The organism is Microlunatus antarcticus (genome assembly GCF_014193425.1).
GTDB lineage: Bacteria > Actinomycetota > Actinomycetes > Propionibacteriales > Propionibacteriaceae > Microlunatus > Microlunatus antarcticus.
The window spans coordinates 3,235,023-3,253,510 of sequence record NZ_JACHZG010000001.1 but is presented as its reverse complement, the minus strand read 5'-3'; the positions used below and the strand labels follow the sequence as shown (position 1 = coordinate 3,253,510).

Here is an 18,488-nt window from a genome sequence, read left to right as displayed (position 1 = left end):
GCATGCGCGCGCTCGGCCTGAGCTGGACCCGGCTGGCGAACCTGGTCCCGGTGCTGTTCGGCATCACGCTGGTGAGCTTCGTGCTCATCCGCCTGGTGCCGGGCGACCCGGCGACGCAGATCCTCGGCAACCGCTACACGCCCGAGGCGGCCGAGCAGATCCGGAACTCCCTCGGCCTGAACGACTCGATCCTCACCCAGTACGGGATCTTCCTGCGCTCGGCGGTCACGGGGTCGTTCGGGGAGTCGTACCAGTACCACCGCCCGGTCGGCGAGATCCTCGTCGACCGGGTGGGGCCCTCCCTGCTGCTCGTCGCGGTCACTGCCGCGCTCTGCACCCTCATCAGCCTCCCGCTCGGGGTGCTGGCGGCGGTCCGCCGCGGCGGGGCCCTGGACCAGGGGACGCGGATCTTCTTCACCCTCGGCTACGCGCTCCCGGCCTTCCTGATCGGGATCGTGCTGATCCTCGTCTTCGGGCTCCGGCTGGGCTGGTTCCCGATCGGCGGCTACGGGACGGGGTTCGGCCAGCACCTCTACCACCTGGTGCTGCCGGCGGTCACGCTCGCGATCCCGTTCTCGACCGTGCTCGTCCGGTCGCTGCGGGCGAGCACCATCAACGTCCTGGAGTCCGACTTCGTCACCATCGCGCGGCTCAAGGGCATCTCGGGCTGGACCGTCCTGGCCCGGCACGTCCTGCGCAACGCGATCGCCCCGGTCGCCGTCGTCTTCGGCGTGAACCTCGCCTTCCTCGTGGGCGGCACGGTGGTGATCGAGAACGTGTTCTCCATCCCCGGCATGGGCAGCCTGCTGGTCGGGGCGGTCGCCACCCGTGACTACCCGGTCGTCCAGGCCGTGTCCCTCGTCCTCGCAGTCTTCGTGCTCCTGGTCAACGTCCTCACCGACGTCGTCCACCGGCTCCTCGACCCCCGTCTCGCCGTGGCGGTGACCCGATGACGACGCTCGTCGACCCCGCCCAGCTGGGGAGCGTCCGAAGCCTCGGCCGGGCGCGATGGCTGCGGCTGCCGTTGCCCAAGGTGCTGCGCGGGAAGTTCTCGCTGATCGCGGGCCTCGTGCTGCTGGCGGCCATCGCCGTGCTCTGCCTCGGCGCGCCGCTCTTCACCTCGGCGTCGCCGCTCGACATCGACCCGCTGAACCCGCTCGCGCCACCCTCGCCCGGGCACCCGCTCGGGACGGACGCCTTCGGCCGCGACCTGTGGGCCCGCGTGCTCTACGGCGGGCGCTACGACCTGGCCATCGCCTTCGGCGCGACGATCGTGACCCTCGTCGTGGGCACCGCGGTCGGGATGCTCGCCGCGTACGTCGGCGGCTGGGTCGAGGCCGTGATCATGCGGGTCGTCGACCTGTTCTTCGCCTTCCCGTTCATCGTCCTGGTGATCGCGATCGTCGCCTCGCTCGGCCCGAGCCTGCGCAACATGTTCATCGCGCTGTGGGTGGCGAGCTGGGTCGGCTACGCCCGGATCGCGCACGGCCAGACCCTCGCCGCGCGGCGCTACGGCTACGTCGTGGCGGCCAACGTCCTCGGCTACTCGACGCCGCGCGTCCTGCTGCGCCACGTGCTGCCGTCGGTCGCGCCGCTCGTGATCGTCTTCGCCATGGTCGACGCCGTCGGCAACGTGCTGCTCGGCGCGTCGCTGGGCTTCCTCGGGATCGGCGTGCGCCAGCCGACGCCGGAGTGGGGCGCCATGATCTCGGAGGGGCAGGCCTACATCCTGTCCAACTGGCAGCTGTCGCTGGTCCCCGGCGTCGCGCTGGTCGTGCTCGGGGTGGCCTTCAGCCTCCTCGGCGACGGGCTCGCCGACGTCCTGAGGGCCGAGCAGTGAGCGCGGGGGCCCCGATGGACTCCGCGCCGCTCCTGGGCGAGCGGGTCGGCGTGCCGGACGCCGACGAGGTCGTGCCCGCGCCGGCGGACCCGCGCGAGCGCGGCGACGTGCTGCTGCAGGTCAGCGACCTGCGGGTCAGCATCCCCACCGCCGCCGGGCAGGTCCATGCCGCCGACGGGGTCACGCTGACCCTGCGCCAGGGCGAGGTGCTCGGGGTGGTCGGGGAGACCGGCTCCGGCAAGAGCGTGACGTGCCGGGCGCTGCTGGGGCTCCGGCCCACGCCGCGCACGGAGGTGTCGGGAACGGTCGCCTACCCCAGCATCGGCGTGGAGGACATCACCGTCCTTCCGTCGAAGCGGCTGCGGCGCCTCTGGGGCCGGCACGTCGCGATGATCCCGCAGAACCCGATGACCTCGCTGGACCCGGTCCGCCGCATCGGCGACCAGGTCGCGGAGGCGCTGGGGGACACGGTGCACGGGAAGGCGGCCCGCCGCGAGCGCGTCATCGAGCTGCTCCGCCAGGTCGGTCTGCCGGCCCCCGAACGGCGGCTCGACGCCTTCCCGCACCAGTTCAGCGGGGGGATGCTGCAGCGCACGCTGATCGCGATCGCCATCGCGCAGAACCCGGCGCTGCTCGTCGCCGACGAGCCGACGACGGCGCTCGACGTGCTGATCCAGGACCAGATCCTCGGGCTGCTGCTGTCGCTGCAGCGCGACCTGGGCACCAGCCTCGTCCTGGTCAGCCACGACCTGTCGGTGGTGTCGCAGGTCTGCGACCGCGTCGCCGTCATGTACGCGGGGCAGGTCGTCGAGCTCGCCGACACCGCGACGCTGCTCTCCAGCCCGCGCCACCCGTACACGCGTGCCCTCATCGGCGCGCTGCCCGGCGCGGTCGCCCGCGACGAGCCGCTCCGCGTCATCCCCGGCGCACCGCCCCCGCTCGTCGGGCTCGGCCCGACCTGCCGCTTCGCCGCCCGCTGCGAGCTGCACGAGGAGGCCTGCGACACGTGGGCCACCGAGCTGCTCACGATCGGCTCAGCCGGCGGCCCCGCAACAGGCACCGCTTCCCACCAGAGCCGCTGCCGACGAGCCGACGAGCTCGCCGCAGCACCCCCGACCACCCAGCACCAAGGAGAACAACGATGACCTCACCCAGCGCCGAGCAGGGTCAGAACCCGGGCAAACAGACCCTCAACGTCGGCGTCGTCGGCACCGGCCGGTGGGCCGTCCGCTCGCACATCCCCGGCTGGCAGCGCGACCCGCGCTGCCGCGTGGTCGGTCTCGCCGACGTCGACGGCGACCTGGTCAAGGCCGCCGGCGACCAGTTCGGCGTCGCCCGGGTGACCGACGACTACCGCGAGCTCGTCGAGGACCCCGACATCGACGTCATCGACGTCGTCACCGGCGACGCCATGCACTTCGAGGTGACCATGGCCGCGCTCGAGGCCGGCAAGCACGTGCTGTGCGAGAAGCCGGTCAACCACGACTACCACGAGGTCGTCCGGGCCGCCGACCTCGCCGCGAGCAAGGGGCTGAAGACCAAGCTCGGCTTCACGTTCCGCTACGCGCCGGCCACGATGTACGCCGCCGAGCTGATCCGCCAGGGCTTCGTCGGCACGCCGTACATGCTCAACGCGTACGAGCAGAACAGCCAGTGGCTCGACCCGCAGAACCCGCTGCGCCAGCAGAACGACGCGAGCAACCCCGACCGCATCCAGGTCGCCTCGATCGAGGGCTACGGGGCGCCGGTCATCGACATCATGCACTGGTGGATGGGCACGCCCCTGACCTCCGTCGTCGGCACCATGCGCAACTTCGTCCCCGAGCGGATGGTCCGCGACACCGGCCGCATGGAGCGCATGAACATCGACGACGGCGACATGTTCCTCGCCGAGTTCGAGGGCGGCGGCCTGGCGTCGGTCCAGTCCTCCTTCGTGACCGTCGGCAACTTCCCCGGCATCGAGGTCCGCATCTACGGCTCCGAGGGCGCGATCATCGTCCGGCTCGTCGAGGAGAACGGGATCTGCCAGACGATCAAGACGGCCAGCAAGGACGCCGTCGAGTTCGTCGAGCGGGAGATCCCCGAGCGGTTCTTCCCGGCCGGCGGCACCTCGCTGGAGGCGTGGCCGTTCCTCTTCTACTCCAACCTCGTCTCCGACTTCGCCACCGAGATCCTGTCCGGCGGCCCGGAGAACCAGGGCGACTTCCGCCAGGGCGCCCTCGTGCAGCACACGATCAACGCCTTCGAGGCGTCGCACCGCCAGCGCGCGTGGGTCGACTTCCCGCTGAAGACCGCGTGAGCACCACGACGGAGCGCGTGACGGCCGCCGACGCCCACGCCTGGGGCGGGCTGGACGAGAGCACGGCCCGGGCGGTGCTCGAGGAGGCGCTCGCCGCGGCGACCGGCGAGGGCGTGACCTTCGCCGACGTCCGGCTCGTCGAGGCCGAGGAGGAACGGCTCTACACCGACCTCCGCGGCGAGCTCGACGAGCGTCGCGAGCACAACGCCGGGCTCGGCGTCCGGGTGCTGCGCGACGGGGTCTGGGGCTTCGCCTCGGCCTCGCTCGACGGCCCCGGCACCGCGCAGGCCGTGGCCCGTCGGGCGGTGGCCGCCGCGGCCGCCGCCGCCGGGACCGCGCCGGTCGTCCTCGCCCCGCGCGAGCCGACGAGCGGGACCTGGTCGGTCCCGGTCGACGTCGACCCGTTCGAGGTCTCGGCCGGGGAGCGCCACGACCTGCTCCAGCGGATCGTGCGCGCCGCGTCGGTGCCGGGCCTCGTGCGGTCGGTGACCGCAGGCCTGAACGCCAAGCGCCAGCACAAGCACTACGCCGACTCCGAGGGGTCGCGGCAGTCGCAGCACCTCGTGGAGACGGGCGCGATGCTGCTCGCCGTCGCGGCCGACGAGCGCGGGGCGCAGCGGCGCAGCTTTCCGAACTCGTTCCACGGCAACACCGCCGCGGCCGGCTGGGAGTACGTCCTCGGCCTCGGGCTCGAGGACGAGGCCACCCGGGTGGGGGAGGAGGCGGTCGCGCTGCTCGGCGCGCCGCAGGCCCCCGGCGGGACCGCCGACGTGGTCATCGGCCCGGCGCAGCTGGCGCTGCAGATCCACGAGTCGGTCGGGCACGCGCTCGAGCTGGACCGGATCCTCGGCGACGAGACGAACTTCGCCGGTCGCTCCTGGGTCCAGCCCGACGACATCGGCAGCCTGCGGTACGGCTCGCCGGCCATGAACGTCGTGGCCGACCCGACCGTGCCCGGCACCCGCGGCAGCTTCGCCTTCGACGACGAGGGCACGCCCGCGACGCGGCACGCCCTGATCGAGAAGGGTGTCCTGCGCGACGTGCTGTCCAGCCGTGACGCGGTCGCGCGGCACGGCGGAGAGACAACGGGCGCGGCCCGTGCCGACGGCTGGGCGTGGCTGCCGGTCTGCTTCGCCACGAACGTCTACCTCGAGCCGGGGGAGGGGTCGCTCGACGAGCTCCTCGACCGGATGGGCGACGGCTACTACGCCGACGACAACCGCACCTGGTCGATCGACGACCGCCGGATGGCGTTCCAGTTCGGCACCGAGGCGGCCTGGGAGGTCAAGAACGGCAAGCGGGGCCGGCTGCTGCGCGGCTTCTCGTACGGCGGTCTCACCCCGCAGTTCTGGGGCTCGCTCGAGGCGGTCGCCGGGCCGGAGGAGTTCAAGGCGTACGGCATGCCGTGCGGCAAGGGGGAGCCCAAGCAGTGGGGGTTCCTGGGCCACGGCGCCTCGCCGTCGCTGTTCCGTGGGATCTCGACGGGGGTGGCCCGATGACGACGACCATGATCATCAGCACCGACCAGGCAGAGCCGGCGGTCGGCGCCGACCGCGCGGTCCAGGCCTGCGCCGAGGCGGTCCGCGCCGCCAAGGCCGCCGGTGCGGACGAGGCCGAGGCGTTCCTGTCGGGCCGGGCGGGCGGCTACACCCGCTTCGCCGTCGACCGGGTCCACCAGCCGCAGGACGTGCACGAGCGCCAGCTCATGGTCCGCGCCGTGGTCGAGGGCCGCTCGGCCCGCGTCGCGACCACCGACCTGGCCGGTGCCGCCGACGCCGGACGGCGCGCCACCGGACGCGCGGCCGCACTGGCCCGCGCCGCCGGACCCCTGGCCGCGCTCCCGGCACCCGCGCCCGCGCGGTCCGTGCCCAGCCTCGCGCCCGAGGTGCTCTGGGACCCGCGCACGGCGGCCTGGGGCACGCCCGAGCGCGTCGGCGCGGTCCGGAGCCTGATGGCCGCGTCCCGGGCGGCCGGGGGCGAGGCCTTCGGCATGCTCGGCCGCGCCGTCACCGAGCTCGCCGTGGTCGACGCCGACGGCGTCGAGCGCTACGCCGCGGCGACCGAGGCGTACGGGTCGTTCACGGTCCGAATCGACGACGGCACCTCGCACTGGGTCGACCTCGACCGCCGGCTCGACGTGCTCGACCTGGACGCCGTCGTCGCGCGCACGGTGCAGGAGGCCGGCCGCGCTCGCGGCCGGACGGACCTGGCCGACGGCACGTACGACGTCGTCCTCTCCCCGCTCGCGACCGGCGAGCTGCTGGAGGGCTTCCACGCGTACGGCTTCACCGGCGACGCGGTCGCCGACGGCGTGGGTGCCGTGGCCCGGCGCCGCGGCGAGCGGGTCGCGCCCGAGACGGTCGATGTGGCCGACGACCCACGGGCCGTGCGCGGGCTGCCGTTCCCGTTCGACCCCGAGGGCACCGACGCGAGCCGCGTGCCGCTGCTCGACCACGGCGTCGTCGCGGACGCGGTCACCGACCGGGCCAGCGCCTCCCGCGCCGGCCTGCCGCTGACCGGCCATGCGCACATCGCCCGCGAGGAGACGCCGCACCCGGCGCCGGCCAGCCTGACCATGGCGCCCGGCACCGCGAGCGTCGACGAGCTGGTCGCCGGGGTCGAGCGCGGCGTCTACGTGCAGCGGCTCTGGTACCTCCGGGTCGTCGACCCGGCGGCCACCACGCTGACCGGCGGCAGCCGGGACGCCTGCTTCCTCATCGAGGACGGACGTCTCACCACCCCGGTGCGGCCGGCGCGGTTCACGGAGTCGGTCTTCGGCGTGCTGTCGCGCGTCGACGCGATCGGGGCCGACGTGCTCGCGCAGCCGCTGGCCAACGTCTGGAACGGCGCCGTCAGCGCGCCCGCCGTCCGGGTCCGGGGCTTCCGCTTCGGCTCGGCGGCCTCGCCGACGAGCCCCACCACCCCCGAGGAGGAGACCGCGTGAAGGTCGAGAGCAACGCCGGCCGGCTGGTGACCCAGCTGCTGGCCGGCGAGGTGTGGCCGGCGACGGCCGACCGCCACGCCTACCGGGTCGACGCGGACGGCGGCCCGTTCGTGCTGCCCGGGATGGGCGGGGTCACGCTCGCCGGGCACCTCGGGGAGCCGGCGACGGGGTGGGCCAGCGACCACCTCGAGCCGGGGCTCTCCGTCCGGCACGCCGACCCGGGCGCCAACTACGCCCTGCAGAACCTGACCTGCGTCGGCAACGAGGTCACGCTGGTCTCGGGTGCATCCGCCGGTGAGAGCGGGGTCGCGATCGGCCAGCACGCGTACGTGCTCGTCGACGCGGCCGACGACGTCCTCGAGGGGGCGACGGTCGGCGACCGGGTGACGGTCCGCGCGCACGGGCAGGGCCTCGCCCTGAAGGCGCACCCGCAGGTGCGGGTGAAGAACCTCGACCCGGCCGTCCTCGACGCGATGCCGGGCGGCACCCGTCCCGACGGGCGCCTCGAGGTGCACGTCGCCGTCGACGTCCCGGCCGACGCCGCCGGGGCCGGCGGCGGGATGGCCTCCGAGTTCGCCAACACCGACCTGATGGGCGCGTACGCGGGCCTCGACGCGTCCCTGTCGCTGGGGCTGGAGGGCCTGCGGATCGGGGACCTCGTGGTCATGCGCGACACCGACCACAGCTGGGGCCGCGGCTACCGGCCCGGCTGGCTGACCGTCGGCACGATCTCCACCGGGCAGTGCGCGCTCTTCGGCCACGGGCCCGGTCCGACGACGCTCTTCAGCGGGCCGGCCGAGGCGTTCCACGTCGTGATCGACGCCGACGCGAACCTCTCCGCCTACGTCGGGGAGTCACGCCGGGTCCGGACGGAGGTCCTGGCATGAGAGCCGTCGCGGTCAACCTGGCCGGCGTCGTGGAGAGCCCGGCGATCGGGCCGTCGCCCTACCGCGTCGACGTCGACGGGCACCCGTACGTCCCGGTCGGCGACGGCGGCATCGTGCTGGGCGTCGCGCTCGGGGACCTCGTGTCCGCCGCGCTCGGCGACCACGTCGCTCCCGGCGCCACGGTCGGCCACCCCGACCAACCCGCCCGGCACGGACTGACGGCGTACGCCTGCGTCGGCAACCCCGTCGTCGTGCGCAGCGGCGCGGCCGCCGGTGCGACCGGGCGCGTCTTCGGCAAGCGCGGCGAGGACGGCCGGCTGCTCGTGTGGCTGCCCGAGGACGCCCTGGAACGTCTCCGGCCCGGCGACGGCGTCGCCGTCCGCGCGTACGGGCAGGGCGCCTCGCTGCCCGGGCTCCCGCCCGGCGTCGAGGTGCTCAACCTCGACCCCTGGCTCGCTCCCGCGCTCGGCATCACGGCGGGGCCCGACGGGGTGGAGGTCGGCGTGCGCGCGGTCGTCCCCAGCCGGCTGGCCGGCAACGGCATCGGTCGTCCGGCGCAGCAGTGGGACGTCGACCTCGCCTTCCCGGCCGGCGACCCGGTGCTCGCCGCGCTGCGGCTCGGCGACCTGCTGGCCGTCGCGGACCTCGACGTCCGGCACAACATGGGCTATCGGCGCGGGCACGTGACGGTGGGTCTCGTCGTGCACGGCGACAGCCCGATGCCGGGCCACGGACCGGGCCTGGTGCCACTGCTCTGCGGGCCCGCCGACCTCCTCCGGGCCACGCCCGACGCCGAGGGCCACGTCGGGCTCACCGAGCACGCGCTCGCCGCACCGGGAACGACCCCCCAGGGCAGGGCAGGATGAGCCCCCAGACGCTGGCCGAGGTGGTCGGGAGGCAGGGGGTGCGCGCGGTGCTCGAGCACGAGTCGCTGCCGGAGGCGGTGCGGAACGCGCTGCGCCGCCAGATCCTCAACAACGAGCTGCCCGCGGGCGAGCGGCTGGTCGAGGCCACGATCGCGGCCGACCTCGGCGTGAGCCGGGCGACGGTCCGCGAGGCGATGCGCGGGCTGTCGGCCGAAGGGCTGATCGAGATCTCGCCGCGCCGTCAGACCGTGGTGACCCGGATGAGCACCGAAGACGCCGACGACGTCTGCTTCGCCCGCTACGTGCTCGAGGCGGGCATCGCCAAGGCGTTGACCAAGGACGAGAAGGTCGGCCTCGACGAGGCGCTGGCGGAGGCGCTCGAGCGCATGGACGTCGCGGCCCAGGAGGGTGACCTGCAGGCCATCGTCGAGGCCGACGTGCACTTCCACGGCCTCATCGTCAACGCGTCCGGCCGCCGTCGCGCGGTCGAGCTGTGGTCCACGGTCAACGGCCAGATCGGCGCGCTGATGCGGGCCTCGATCGACCGTCAGCACCTCGCCCTCAAGGGCGTCCGCGCCCGTCACGAACCCGTCCGTGAGGCGTTGCGCTCCGGCACGGCCCGACAGATCGAGAAGGCCATCTACGCCCACTACGTCACCGACCGCGACAAGGTCCCGGCGCACGTGCTCGCCCTCGCGGACGGAGCCCCAGCGTGAGCCCGCGGCCGCCCGTCCGCTGGGGGATCCTCGGCACCGCGAACATCGCCCGCGCCCAGCTGCTGCCCGCCCTGGCCGAGTCCGGTGACGTGGCCGTGGTCGTCGGCGGTCGCGACCGGGACCGTACGGAGGCCTTCGCCCGCGACCACGGGGTCACCCGGGCCGCCGACGGCTACCGGGCCGTGCTCGAGGACCCCGAGGTCGACGCCGTCTACGTCCCGCTGCCCAACCCGCTGCACGCGGAGTGGGCGACCGCGGCGCTCGAGGCCGGCAAGGCCGTGCTGTGCGAGAAGCCGCTGACCACCAACCCCACTGCAACCCGGGCGCTGCTCGACGTCGCCCGGAGCACCGGCGGGTTGCTGTGGGAGTCGTTCGTCTTCCCGTTCCAGGCCCAGCACCTCCGCCTCGTCGAGCTGATCGACTCCGGCGCGATCGGCGAGCTGCGCGAGATCGTCGCGTCGTTCCACTTCCCGGTCACCCGCCCGGAGAACATCCGCCTCTCGGCGCCCATGTTCGGCGGCGCGCTCGCGGACGTCGGCTGCTACCCGATGCGGCTCGCGCACGAGCTGTTCGGCCAGCCCGTCGCGGAGGCCCAGGTCGCCGCCGAGCTCGGCGCGGAGGTCGAGGTCGAGGCGGCCGGTGTCCTCACGTACGACGACGGGCGCCGGCTGATGCTGACGTGCGGGTTCCGGAGGCAGCCCGAGACCACGGCGCTGCTGCTCGGGACCGAGGGCCTGATCCGCGTCGACAACCCGTGGCACCCGCAGCCGGGCGCGCAGATCGAGGTGCGGGGGAGCGGCAGCGACCCTGTGACCGAGAGCCCCACGGTCGACGCGCACTCGTTCACCGCTGCGCTGCGCCACATCGGGGCCGTGCTCCGCGAGGAGGCCGAGCCGGTGCACCTGGCGTCGACGTCCGCGCTGGCCGTCGCCCAGGCGCTGGGGCACGCCCGCGAGGCGGCCGGGCTGCCGCTCGACGGCTCGGCTGGCTCTGGCGCGGGCTCGGGAGGTGTTCGATGAGCAGGCGCGGGCTGTTCGTGCCGGCCTTCGACCCGCTGGCCGACGCGCGCGTGTTCGCGGATCTCGCCGCGCAGGCGGAGGAGGCGGGCTGGGACGGGATCTTCATCTGGGACCACCTGCTCTACGCCGACCCCGTCGTCGAGATCGCCGACCCCTGGATCTGCCTCGCCGCCGCCGCGATGACCACCTCCCGGATCCAGCTCGGGACCGCGGTCACGCCGCTGTCCCGCCGCCGTCCGCAGGTCCTGGCCCGCCAGGCGGCGACGCTCGACCGCCTGTCCGGCGGACGGCTGATCCTCGGCTTCGGCCTGGGTGACGACGGCGGCGGGCGGAACGGTCGCGGCGGCGAGCTCTCCGCCTTCGGCGAGACGGTCGAGCCCAAGGTCCGCGCCGCCCTCCTCGACGAGGGGCTCGACGTGCTGACCGCGCTGCTGTCCGGGGAGCTGGTCGACCACGACGGTCCCCACCACCGGGCGGCGGGCGTCACGTTCCTGCCGTCCGCCACGCGTCCGGGCGGCATCCCGATCTGGATCGGCGGACGGTGGCCCAACAAGCCGCCGCAGCGGCGCGCCGCGCGGTACGACGGCTACTTCGTCATCGGCCTCGGCTCGCCCGCCGACGTCGCCGAGGCGCGGACGGCGATCGACGCGGCGCGGGCCGCGGCTGGTTCCGACGAGCCGATCGAGCTGGTGGTCCAGGTGCCGGCCGACGGCGACCCCGTGGCGTGGGCCGACGCCGGCGCGAGCTGGGTGCTGACCGGGGTCGGTCCCTACCGGATGGACCTCGACGCGGTCAGGAAGGTCGTCGCCGCGGGCCCCGTTCCGTAGCGGATCGTCGCGACGAGCACGAGCCGTGCCTCGGCGGAGCGCCTGGTCAGCCAGGTGTCGGAGCTGGGCTGTCGTGGCCCTCCGGTGCGGCGCTGCTGCTCAGCGGCGAGGGGTCGAGCGGCCCGGGGCTGGTGCAGACGGCCGTGACCCCAGGAAGAGTCGCGGGATCCTCTCCTGCGGTGAAGCGGCGGCCCACCTCCCCGTGGGGGACGCCGTACCAGCAGCCCACGTAGGTGATCTCCGGGGTCTCCGACGGAGGGGACGCGGGGCGGGTGACGTCGGTGTTGCCGAGGACCACGAGTGCGCCGAAGCCCAGAACGGCCATCAGGCCGACAGCAATCGCGCCTGGGCTCCGCAGGCTCACGCCCTACATCTTCACCGGCACGGTGGAGCACGAGCGGCCACGACTGCCAACGACTGCAGCCCGGCTGGGTCCCTGCCGTTTTTCTGTCCTACCGTCGGCTTCAGCTCAGGACGTGATGGAGTCGACGCGTGGTGAAGGGCGTCGTGAAGTTCTACAAGGTCGAGAAGGGCTGGGGTGCCATCTCCTCCGACGCCCTTCCTGCGGCGGCTGACGCCTGGGTCCACTTCTCCGTGATCGAGGGCACGGGCTACCGCGAGCTCGCAGCAGGGGACGTCGTCGAATTCGACTTCGAGGCCGTCGAGCAGGACAGCTTCCGCTTCCGCGCCACACGGGTGAAGCGGCTCAGGGGCGGCCCCGCTCCAACGCTGAGACGCCGCGGGGACGAGGTGAGGATCGAGCCCGAGGGTGTGCCTGACACCCCGCTGGTTCCTTGAGGCGGGCGCGAGTGCCCTGATCGGCGGTCTGAAAGGCCTTCGCGCGCGGGGACGTAGCCCCGACGTGCGGAGCACGTAAGCCGACCGTCCAGCGTCGTATCCGTCGACTGAACTACGAGCCCGCCCTCGGGCCGCTAGATGGTGTGGAGATGTCTTGGAGGTGTGGGGCAAAAGTCGCCTGAGCGGATTTGGCGCTCAGGCTGACGGAGCGCGAGTCGTCCTGGATAAACGCCACCCCCGAAGGCAAGGAGTAGGGGAGCGCCCTAGTGTCGCCCGGCGGAACCGCACCTACGTGGACCTCGCCGATGCGACACTGCCGGCATGCCGAAGTTGCCTCAGCCCGTTATCGAAGTTGCCTGGCGCCAGACCGGGGAGACCGGCCGCATCCATTACCGCGCCATCCGCCCTGACGGCACCCGGCGTCGACTCCTCGCAAAGGAAGGCGACGGCCTGTACGACCTGCTCGAGCTCCATCTGGCCGCCGTTGGCTATAGCGGGCCGAAGACATCAGCAGAAGGCGAGGACGAGCACTAGCCGAGCGTGGGCAAGGCACTTGAAGTGGTATCTGACTCGACGGCCCTGGAAGGAGAGCTGACCCTCGGACACGTCCTAGCCGCCGCGGGACTGGCCCTGTCTGACGTGATCGTCCTTCGCCACACGTACACCGATGACGGTCTGCGCAACCAGGACGACCTCACGGCAGCGAGAGTGCTGGACTACACACGTTGGCAGGGCATCGGCAACAAGATCGGACTGAACCCCCCGAAGCTCTGGCTCGTCTTCATGGCCGACGGCAAGCGACGTTCACGCCTCCTCACCGCCTACGACAACTACGGCGAACTCACGTCGCAGCGCTCCGAGGAGTCGCGACTGTTCGACCTTCGCCCCTCGCAAGCGCTGTCCGCGCTCACCGATCGGCTTGTTGTCGAGTGGTCTAAAGACGCGGTCAACTGGGCCAAGCTCGGAACGAGCGCTGCAGCCTTCCCCATCGTCGAGATCGCCGACCCCGGACGGATCCAGTTTCCGGGCTTCGACCGGGTGCTACTCACCTACTTGCAGCTCCAGTCTTTGGTCACGGACTCCCGCTACTCGGACTGGCGCACGGCGCTCGGCGCAGTCCAGGGGGTCTACCTGATTGCAGACACGACCAACGGGAAGCTCTACGTGGGCAAGGCCGACGGGCAGGAGCGAATCCTCGGCCGATGGTCCACCTACGCGAAGGACGGACACGGCGGCAACATCGCCCTACAGGCCCTGGCCGACCTCGACTCCGCCCACGCTGAGCACTTCCAATTCAGCATCCTGCGCGTCTTCGGCCCCAGCGTCCCCGCGGCAGAGGTTGACGAAGCCGAGTCGCACTTCAAGCATGCACTGCTGACACGTCAATTCGGGCTCAATCGGAACTAGCCGGGCCGACACGACCACCGCAGTCCAGTCGCTACTCGCTGGCCGATGTCGTGACACTAAGAGCACGCACACCCCGACCGTCGTGCCGAGCATGCATGCCGACCGTCGTGCGGGGCACGTTGAACGACCCCCTACGGTCAATGGCGCCATGCGCGGGCAGCCCGGCGTCGGCGCTTGAGTTACCTCAAGCGGCGATTGCGGCCCGCTCTGCTTCAGGGGGAAACAGTCAGTAACTGCTCGCACCGGTACGTTGCTCGGATGAGTCTCGGTGCAGTACTGGCGTGGTCGGTGCTCCAACTCACTTTCTCCGAGGCCGAGCTGGTGCGCTAGTGGAAATTCTCGAATTTATACAAGCCATGGGCCCAACGCTGGTCGTGATGACGCAGGTGCTCGGGGTCCTAGTCATCGGGATGGTTGCTTCTGCTGTCCTCGATCAGGTCGTACTAGTCCTCTTGCCTCACACCGATCGCGGGGTACTCGCCAATGGAGTTGGAACTTTCACTGACCGGGTGGCTCTCCCGTTCCTCAGCGCAGTCCTAGGTGGTGTCCTCGGCGCGTTCGTCTCGCTCTACGTCACGGCGAACCCGTCGTTGTGGCAGCGGGTCGGAGCTTGTACCGCGCTTGGGCTGACCTTGGGTGCTTTTGTCACGGTGTGGAGGCACGCTGAACGCGCGCTTCCGCAGCAACTCTTTGAACTGCGTCAACAGGTGACAGACCACCGACGCTGGGACCGGATCCGCGAGCGGATCCGCACCGAGCGTTCTCAAATCGAGTTCGGACGCCGGTGGTCTCACATACCGGGGAGGATCCTCACCGTCGCTTGGTTCCTGCTGCAGTCACTGCCAGCAGGGTTCGTCTGCCTGCTCTACTTCAAGCACTTCCTAGCGAGTTCCGAGCTTCACATGGTGGTGCTAGCGGTTGCAATCGCCGCGGTTGGTCAAGTCTCAATCCTGCTTCTCGTACACATCGCATGGCCGCGTATGCGTAAGCAGCGCCTCGCACGTCTGAACAAGTTCGAGGCCGAGCTGACTCAGGTCGAGTCCGAGAGGGCTTCCGAGCTCGAGCGTCAGGCGCAGGAGGTTGAGGCCTCTGAGCACCGCCTTGTAGAACGGCTGCGTCAAGCTCTCGCAGAAGCGGGGACAGCAGCAGATCAGCTTGGCCCCGTGCGCCGGGCTGTGAAGGCGCTACTTCGCATCTGACGGAGCTGCGAACTTCAGCCTTCAGAGGCCGCGGCGACGCGGTGCACAGCGCCGACCCGGTCGCAGGCCGCGGCCGTCGTGCGGAGGGCGCACAAGCCGACCGCCTCAAGGCGTACCGCCAGCCACGTCGACCACGGTGCCCTGAATCAACTCGGCCAGCGTGGCGAGGGGCTGGTTCAGCAGGTGCTCAATACCAGTGCGGGTGGTGCCACGCTCCTACCAAGTCACGTCGGCCGGTCCTTCACACCGGTCGCCGGCAGCACCGCACGAGGCCAACCTTTGAAGAGCGACAAGCAAGCAATGAGCCAGACGACCGGTGCTCGGGACCCAACCACCGCATCGGCGGCCCTGTCACTCTCACATTGACAGCACGCAAGCCGTCCCTCCATGAAGAACGAGCACACCCTGACACGCAGTCGTCATGCGCTGAGCGGAATTCTCGGAAGACCCGACCGCAAAAAGACCCAGTAACCGGGGTTACTACGAACACGCGGCTGAGGTCCCGGAGGACACGTGAACGCCGGCTGTACCTGCGCCTCCGAGTACCGGCTCTAGCGTGCGTCCGCACGACGGTGGCGCTACGGCAAGGCCCACTGAGCGCCGACCTACACCAGGGCCTGGCTCCCGATCACGGAGAGCAGCTGCAGCTTCTCGTGGCTCTCGCTGCCGGGGATGGCGGTGTAGACGAGCAGCCGGTGGGACTGGTCGGGGTCGAGCAGCGACTGGCAGCTCAGCTCCAGCACGCCGAGCTCGGGGTGGACGAAGTGCTTCGTCTCCTGGGGGCGGACGCCGACCTCATGGGTCTCCCACAGCGTCCGGAACTCCTCGCTCTGCGGGAGGAGCAGCTCGGCCAGGTGGGCGGCGCGTGACGCCGGCCCCCGGAGCGTGGCCAGCCCGCGCAGACCGGAGGCGAAGAGGCGGCTCAGGGACGCATGGTCCTCGGGCGCGTACCGCGCCCGGGTGCCCGGATCGGTGAACCACCGGTAGCCGAGGCTGCGGGCGGGCCCGGTGTAGCGGGTCAGGTCCCCGGTCAGCGCGACGCCGAGGGGCGACTGGCGCAGCGTCTCGCCGAGCTCGGTCACGATCTCGGCCGGGGTGTCGTCGAGCCGGTCGAGGACGCGCAGCAGGCCGGGGCTGACGTGCTCGCTGGCGGTGCCGCGGAGCGGGGGCTGGTGCCCGGCGAGCCGGAACAGGTGGTCCCGCTCGTCGAGCGAGAGGTGCAGGCCCTGCGCGATCGACGCGATCATCTGCTCCGAGGGCTGCGGTCCCCGTTCCCGCTCGATCCGGGAGTAGTAGTCGGTCGACATGTGGCAGAGCGCCGCCACCTCCTCGCGCCGCAACCCGCTGGTCCGGCGGCGCTGCCCGCGGGGGAGGCCGACGTCCTCGGGCTGCAGGGACTCCCGCCGCCGCCGCAGGAACTCGGCGAGCCCGACCCGGTCGATCACCACCCGCTTCTCCCTCCGTCGCTGCCGGCGTACGACGCCATGTCTACCGGTCGTGCGTCGGTACAGCCACGGCCTGCCGATCCCCCTCTGGCTCCCGGCCCCGCCGCAGCCTGGGTCTGACGAGCCGTGGATCAGCGGGCCCTTCACAGGGCGGGCGTACGGGGCGACGGTGGTGACACCGAAGCGACGACCCAGGAGTGCCACCATGCCCCGCAGGAACATCGACATCACCGTCCCCGACCTCACCGGCCGGCGCGCCGTGGTCACCGGAGCCAGCGACGGGATGGGTCTGCGCATCGCCGCCCGCCTGGCCGCCGCCGGGGCGGAGGTGGTCATGCCCGTCCGCAACCGGACCAAGGGCGAGGCCGCGATCGCCACGATCCGCCGGAGCACTCCTGGGGCCGACGTCTCGCTCCGCGACCTCGACCTCGCGTCCCTCGCCTCCGTCGCCGCCCTCGGGGAGACGCTCGACCGCGAGGGACGCCCGGTCCACATCCTGATCAACAACGCCGGGGTGATGACCCCGCCCGAGCGGCAGGTCACCGCCGACGGTTTCGAGCTGCAGCTGGGGTCCAACCACCTCGGCCACTTCGCTCTGGTCGCCCATCTCCTGCCGCTGCTGCGGGCGGGTCAGGCCCGGGTGACCTCGCAGGTCAGCGTCGCCGCGCGCAGCGGGCAGATCCACTGGGACGACCTCGGCTGGGAGCGCTCGTACGACGGCATGAAGGCCTACGCCCAGTCCAAGATCGCCTTCGGTCTCTTCGGGCTGGAGCTGGACCGCCGCAGCCGGACGCAGGACTGGGGCATCACGAGCAACCTCGCCCACCCCGGCGTCGCCCCGACCAACCTGCTCGCCGCCCGCCCCGAGCTCGGTCGCGCTCAGGACACGGCTGGACGCAAGATTATCCGCGCCCTCTCCCGACGCGGCATCCTGCTCGGCACCGTCGAGACCGCCGGGCTCCCCGCCCTGATGGCGGCGACCGATCCGGCGGCCCGCGGCGGCGCCTTCTACGGACCGCGCGGTCCCGGCAGCCTCGGCGGTCCGCCCGCCGAGCAGAAGCTCTACGCCCCGTTGCGCAGCACCGAGGAGGCCCGGCGCGTCTGGGAGATGTCCGAGCGGCTCACCGGGACCGCGTTCGCGGCCTGACGCCGCGGACTGAGTGAGGCCCGTCCGGTGGGCCCGACGCTCAGGCCTCACCGCGGGGGTCGTCCAGCTCGTCGCGCCAGGAGTGCTGGGGGTCGTAGCCGAGAAGGTTCCGGGCCTTGTCGATGCTGTAGAAGGTCTCGTCGCGGCCCATCTCACGACGCACCTCGACGCCGTCGTAGAAGGTGTCGATGATCTCTGTCGTGGTCGCGGCCACCGACATGTCGGCGTTGGCGACGTTGAAGATCTCGAAGCCGAGCCCGTCGGTCTCGAGGGCGCGGAGGGTCATCTGGCCCAGGTCGCGGGTGTCGATGTAGGCGAACAGGTTGCGCCGTCGCAACGACGGGTCCGCCAGGAAGGGCGGGAACATCTCGGCGTACTCGTGCGGCTCGATGACGTTGTTGATCCGCAGGCCGTAGATGTCCGCGCCGGTGCGGGCGTGGAAGGAGCGCGCGACCACCTCGCCCGCCACCTTCGACATGGCGTAGGAGTCCTCCGGCACCACGGGGTGGTTTTCGTCGACGGGCACGTACAGCGGCTTGCGCTCGCCCTGGCCGAAGCAGACGCCGTACGTGGTCTCCGAGGACGCGAAGACCACCTTGCGGATGCCGAGCCGGGTCGCCGCCTCCAGGACGTGGTACTGCCCCAGGATGTTGCTCGCGAACGTCGTGGCGTCCGGCGCGAGGAGGATCCGGGGGATCGCGGCGAAGTGGACGACCGCGTCGTACGCCGACCCCTGGCTCGCCTCGCGAGCCGGGGCGTCCAGGTCGGCCATGGTGGGCATGCCCGCCATCGCCGAGTACACCTGGCCGGCGTCGGTCAGGTCGACCTGGAGGTCGGTGACGTCGGGGTGGCCCAACGGGGTGAGGTCGGCGTTGGTGACCTGGTGGCCCTGGGAGGCGAGGTAGGGCGCGACGTGATGCCCCGCCTTGCCGCTGCCGCCGGTGAAGAAGATGCGCATACCCACAGCAAACCCCTCGCCGGCAACACCCTGGCCACTCGAGCGACCGCGGCGGCACCTTCTACGGACCGCGCGGTCCCGGCGACCTCGGCGGCCCGCCCGCCGAGCAGAAGCTGTACGCCCCGTTCCGCAGCAC

At 72.1% G+C, this 18,488-nt stretch carries 19 protein-coding genes; 16 read left to right on the top strand and 3 right to left on the bottom strand.

Translation table 11 applies throughout. The features are described from left to right. Positions 1–2 precede the first annotated feature (2 nt). Genes FHX39_RS15270 through FHX39_RS15220 form a run of 11 tightly spaced genes read left to right on the top strand, consistent with a single transcriptional unit; the run spans position 3 to position 11,398 of the window. Positions 3–953, top strand: coding sequence for an ABC transporter permease (locus FHX39_RS15270; protein ID WP_183339819.1), 951 nt, complete (start codon positions 3–5; stop codon positions 951–953). Next, positions 950–1,840 (top strand): ABC transporter permease, encoded by an 891-nt coding sequence (locus tag FHX39_RS15265; protein ID WP_183339817.1) that lies wholly within the window; start codon positions 950–952, stop codon positions 1,838–1,840. The genes FHX39_RS15270 and FHX39_RS15265 overlap by 4 nt, the downstream gene beginning before the upstream one ends. Continuing rightward, positions 1,837–2,985 (top strand): ABC transporter ATP-binding protein, encoded by a 1,149-nt coding sequence (locus tag FHX39_RS15260; protein WP_183339815.1) that lies wholly within the window; start codon positions 1,837–1,839, stop codon positions 2,983–2,985. The genes FHX39_RS15265 and FHX39_RS15260 overlap by 4 nt, the downstream gene beginning before the upstream one ends. Then, positions 2,982–4,139 carry a Gfo/Idh/MocA family protein gene (locus FHX39_RS15255; protein ID WP_183339813.1) on the top strand — a complete coding sequence of 386 codons (1,158 nt, stop codon included), beginning with the start codon at positions 2,982–2,984 and terminating at the stop codon, positions 4,137–4,139. The genes FHX39_RS15260 and FHX39_RS15255 overlap by 4 nt, the downstream gene beginning before the upstream one ends. After that, a complete protein-coding gene (locus FHX39_RS22235; RefSeq protein ID WP_198423421.1) occupies positions 4,136–5,638 on the top strand; it encodes a TldD/PmbA family protein in 1,503 nt (500 codons plus the stop codon). Before FHX39_RS15255 ends, FHX39_RS22235 begins: the two co-directional genes overlap by 4 nt. Next, entirely contained in the window at positions 5,635–7,083 is a 1,449-nt protein-coding gene (locus FHX39_RS15245) for a TldD/PmbA family protein (RefSeq protein ID WP_198423420.1), read from the top strand. Before FHX39_RS22235 ends, FHX39_RS15245 begins: the two co-directional genes overlap by 4 nt. Continuing rightward, the gene (locus FHX39_RS15240) at positions 7,080–7,970 is read left to right on the top strand and encodes a DUF4438 family protein (RefSeq protein ID WP_183339811.1); all 891 of its coding nucleotides are present in this window, start codon (positions 7,080–7,082) and stop codon (positions 7,968–7,970) included. The genes FHX39_RS15245 and FHX39_RS15240 overlap by 4 nt, the downstream gene beginning before the upstream one ends. Then, the gene (locus FHX39_RS15235) at positions 7,967–8,836 is read left to right on the top strand and encodes a DUF4438 family protein (protein ID WP_183339809.1); all 870 of its coding nucleotides are present in this window, start codon (positions 7,967–7,969) and stop codon (positions 8,834–8,836) included. Before FHX39_RS15240 ends, FHX39_RS15235 begins: the two co-directional genes overlap by 4 nt. After that, complete coding sequence (locus FHX39_RS15230; RefSeq protein WP_183339807.1) at positions 8,833–9,552, top strand: GntR family transcriptional regulator; 720 nt, start codon at positions 8,833–8,835, stop codon at positions 9,550–9,552. Before FHX39_RS15235 ends, FHX39_RS15230 begins: the two co-directional genes overlap by 4 nt. Next, positions 9,549–10,571 (top strand): Gfo/Idh/MocA family protein, encoded by a 1,023-nt coding sequence (locus tag FHX39_RS22230; protein ID WP_183339805.1) that lies wholly within the window; start codon positions 9,549–9,551, stop codon positions 10,569–10,571. Before FHX39_RS15230 ends, FHX39_RS22230 begins: the two co-directional genes overlap by 4 nt. Beyond that, positions 10,568–11,398, top strand: coding sequence for an LLM class flavin-dependent oxidoreductase (locus FHX39_RS15220; protein ID WP_183339803.1), 831 nt, complete (start codon positions 10,568–10,570; stop codon positions 11,396–11,398). Before FHX39_RS22230 ends, FHX39_RS15220 begins: the two co-directional genes overlap by 4 nt. A gap of 46 nt (positions 11,399–11,444) precedes the next feature. Here FHX39_RS15220 and FHX39_RS15215 read toward each other — a convergent pair whose 3' ends face one another. Beyond that, entirely contained in the window at positions 11,445–11,762 is a 318-nt protein-coding gene (locus FHX39_RS15215; RefSeq protein ID WP_183339801.1) for a hypothetical protein, read from the bottom strand. A gap of 128 nt (positions 11,763–11,890) precedes the next feature. Here FHX39_RS15215 and FHX39_RS15210 point away from each other — a divergent pair, with 128 nt between their 5' ends. The 4 genes from FHX39_RS15210 to FHX39_RS15195 all read left to right on the top strand — a co-directional run bounded on the left by FHX39_RS15210 (position 11,891) and on the right by FHX39_RS15195 (position 14,802). Beyond that, a complete protein-coding gene (locus FHX39_RS15210; RefSeq protein WP_183339799.1) occupies positions 11,891–12,196 on the top strand; it encodes a cold-shock protein in 306 nt (101 codons plus the stop codon). Positions 12,197–12,517: 321 nt separating this feature from the next. Then, positions 12,518–12,730, top strand: a complete 213-nt coding sequence (locus tag FHX39_RS15205) for a hypothetical protein (RefSeq protein WP_183339797.1) — start codon at positions 12,518–12,520, stop codon at positions 12,728–12,730. 6 nt (positions 12,731–12,736) lie between these two features. Continuing rightward, positions 12,737–13,603: a GIY-YIG nuclease family protein gene (locus FHX39_RS15200; protein ID WP_198423419.1), complete on the top strand. Its 867-nt coding sequence runs from the start codon at positions 12,737–12,739 to the stop codon at positions 13,601–13,603. 377 nt (positions 13,604–13,980) lie between these two features. After that, on the top strand, positions 13,981–14,802 hold the full coding sequence (locus FHX39_RS15195) for a hypothetical protein (protein ID WP_183339795.1): 822 nt from the start codon (positions 13,981–13,983) through the stop codon (positions 14,800–14,802). 605 nt (positions 14,803–15,407) lie between these two features. Here the strand turns inward: FHX39_RS15195 and FHX39_RS15190 are convergent. Continuing rightward, positions 15,408–16,247: a helix-turn-helix transcriptional regulator gene (locus tag FHX39_RS15190; RefSeq protein WP_183339793.1), complete on the bottom strand. Its 840-nt coding sequence runs from the start codon at positions 16,245–16,247 to the stop codon at positions 15,408–15,410. 205 nt (positions 16,248–16,452) lie between these two features. On the opposite strand from FHX39_RS15190, the gene FHX39_RS15185 reads away from it, so the two are divergent. Next, the gene (locus tag FHX39_RS15185; RefSeq protein WP_183339790.1) at positions 16,453–17,394 is read left to right on the top strand and encodes an SDR family oxidoreductase; all 942 of its coding nucleotides are present in this window, start codon (positions 16,453–16,455) and stop codon (positions 17,392–17,394) included. A gap of 40 nt (positions 17,395–17,434) precedes the next feature. Here FHX39_RS15185 and FHX39_RS15180 read toward each other — a convergent pair whose 3' ends face one another. Then, positions 17,435–18,352, bottom strand: a complete 918-nt coding sequence (locus FHX39_RS15180) for an NAD-dependent epimerase/dehydratase family protein (RefSeq protein ID WP_183341515.1) — start codon at positions 18,350–18,352, stop codon at positions 17,435–17,437. Between the last annotated feature and the right edge of the window lie 136 nt (positions 18,353–18,488).

Excerpts from the sequence above, each read along its gene's own strand:
- FHX39_RS15245 (WP_198423420.1), top strand. The coding sequence starts at position 5,635 with ATGACGACGACCATGATCATCAGCACCGACCAGGCAGAGCCGGCGGTC.
- FHX39_RS15270 (WP_183339819.1), top strand. The coding sequence starts at position 3 with ATGCGCGCGCTCGGCCTGAGCTGGACCCGGCTGGCGAACCTGGTCCCG.
- FHX39_RS15220 (WP_183339803.1), top strand. The coding sequence starts at position 10,568 with ATGAGCAGGCGCGGGCTGTTCGTGCCGGCCTTCGACCCGCTGGCCGAC.
- FHX39_RS15230 (WP_183339807.1), top strand. The coding sequence starts at position 8,833 with ATGAGCCCCCAGACGCTGGCCGAGGTGGTCGGGAGGCAGGGGGTGCGC.
- FHX39_RS15185 (WP_183339790.1), top strand. The coding sequence starts at position 16,453 with ATGCCCCGCAGGAACATCGACATCACCGTCCCCGACCTCACCGGCCGG.
- FHX39_RS15180 (WP_183341515.1), bottom strand. The coding sequence starts at position 18,352 with ATGCGCATCTTCTTCACCGGCGGCAGCGGCAAGGCGGGGCATCACGTC.
- FHX39_RS15205 (WP_183339797.1), top strand. The coding sequence starts at position 12,518 with ATGCCGAAGTTGCCTCAGCCCGTTATCGAAGTTGCCTGGCGCCAGACC.
- FHX39_RS15255 (WP_183339813.1), top strand. The coding sequence starts at position 2,982 with ATGACCTCACCCAGCGCCGAGCAGGGTCAGAACCCGGGCAAACAGACC.
- FHX39_RS15235 (WP_183339809.1), top strand. The coding sequence starts at position 7,967 with ATGAGAGCCGTCGCGGTCAACCTGGCCGGCGTCGTGGAGAGCCCGGCG.
- FHX39_RS15265 (WP_183339817.1), top strand. The coding sequence starts at position 950 with ATGACGACGCTCGTCGACCCCGCCCAGCTGGGGAGCGTCCGAAGCCTC.
- FHX39_RS15195 (WP_183339795.1), top strand. The coding sequence starts at position 13,981 with ATGACGCAGGTGCTCGGGGTCCTAGTCATCGGGATGGTTGCTTCTGCT.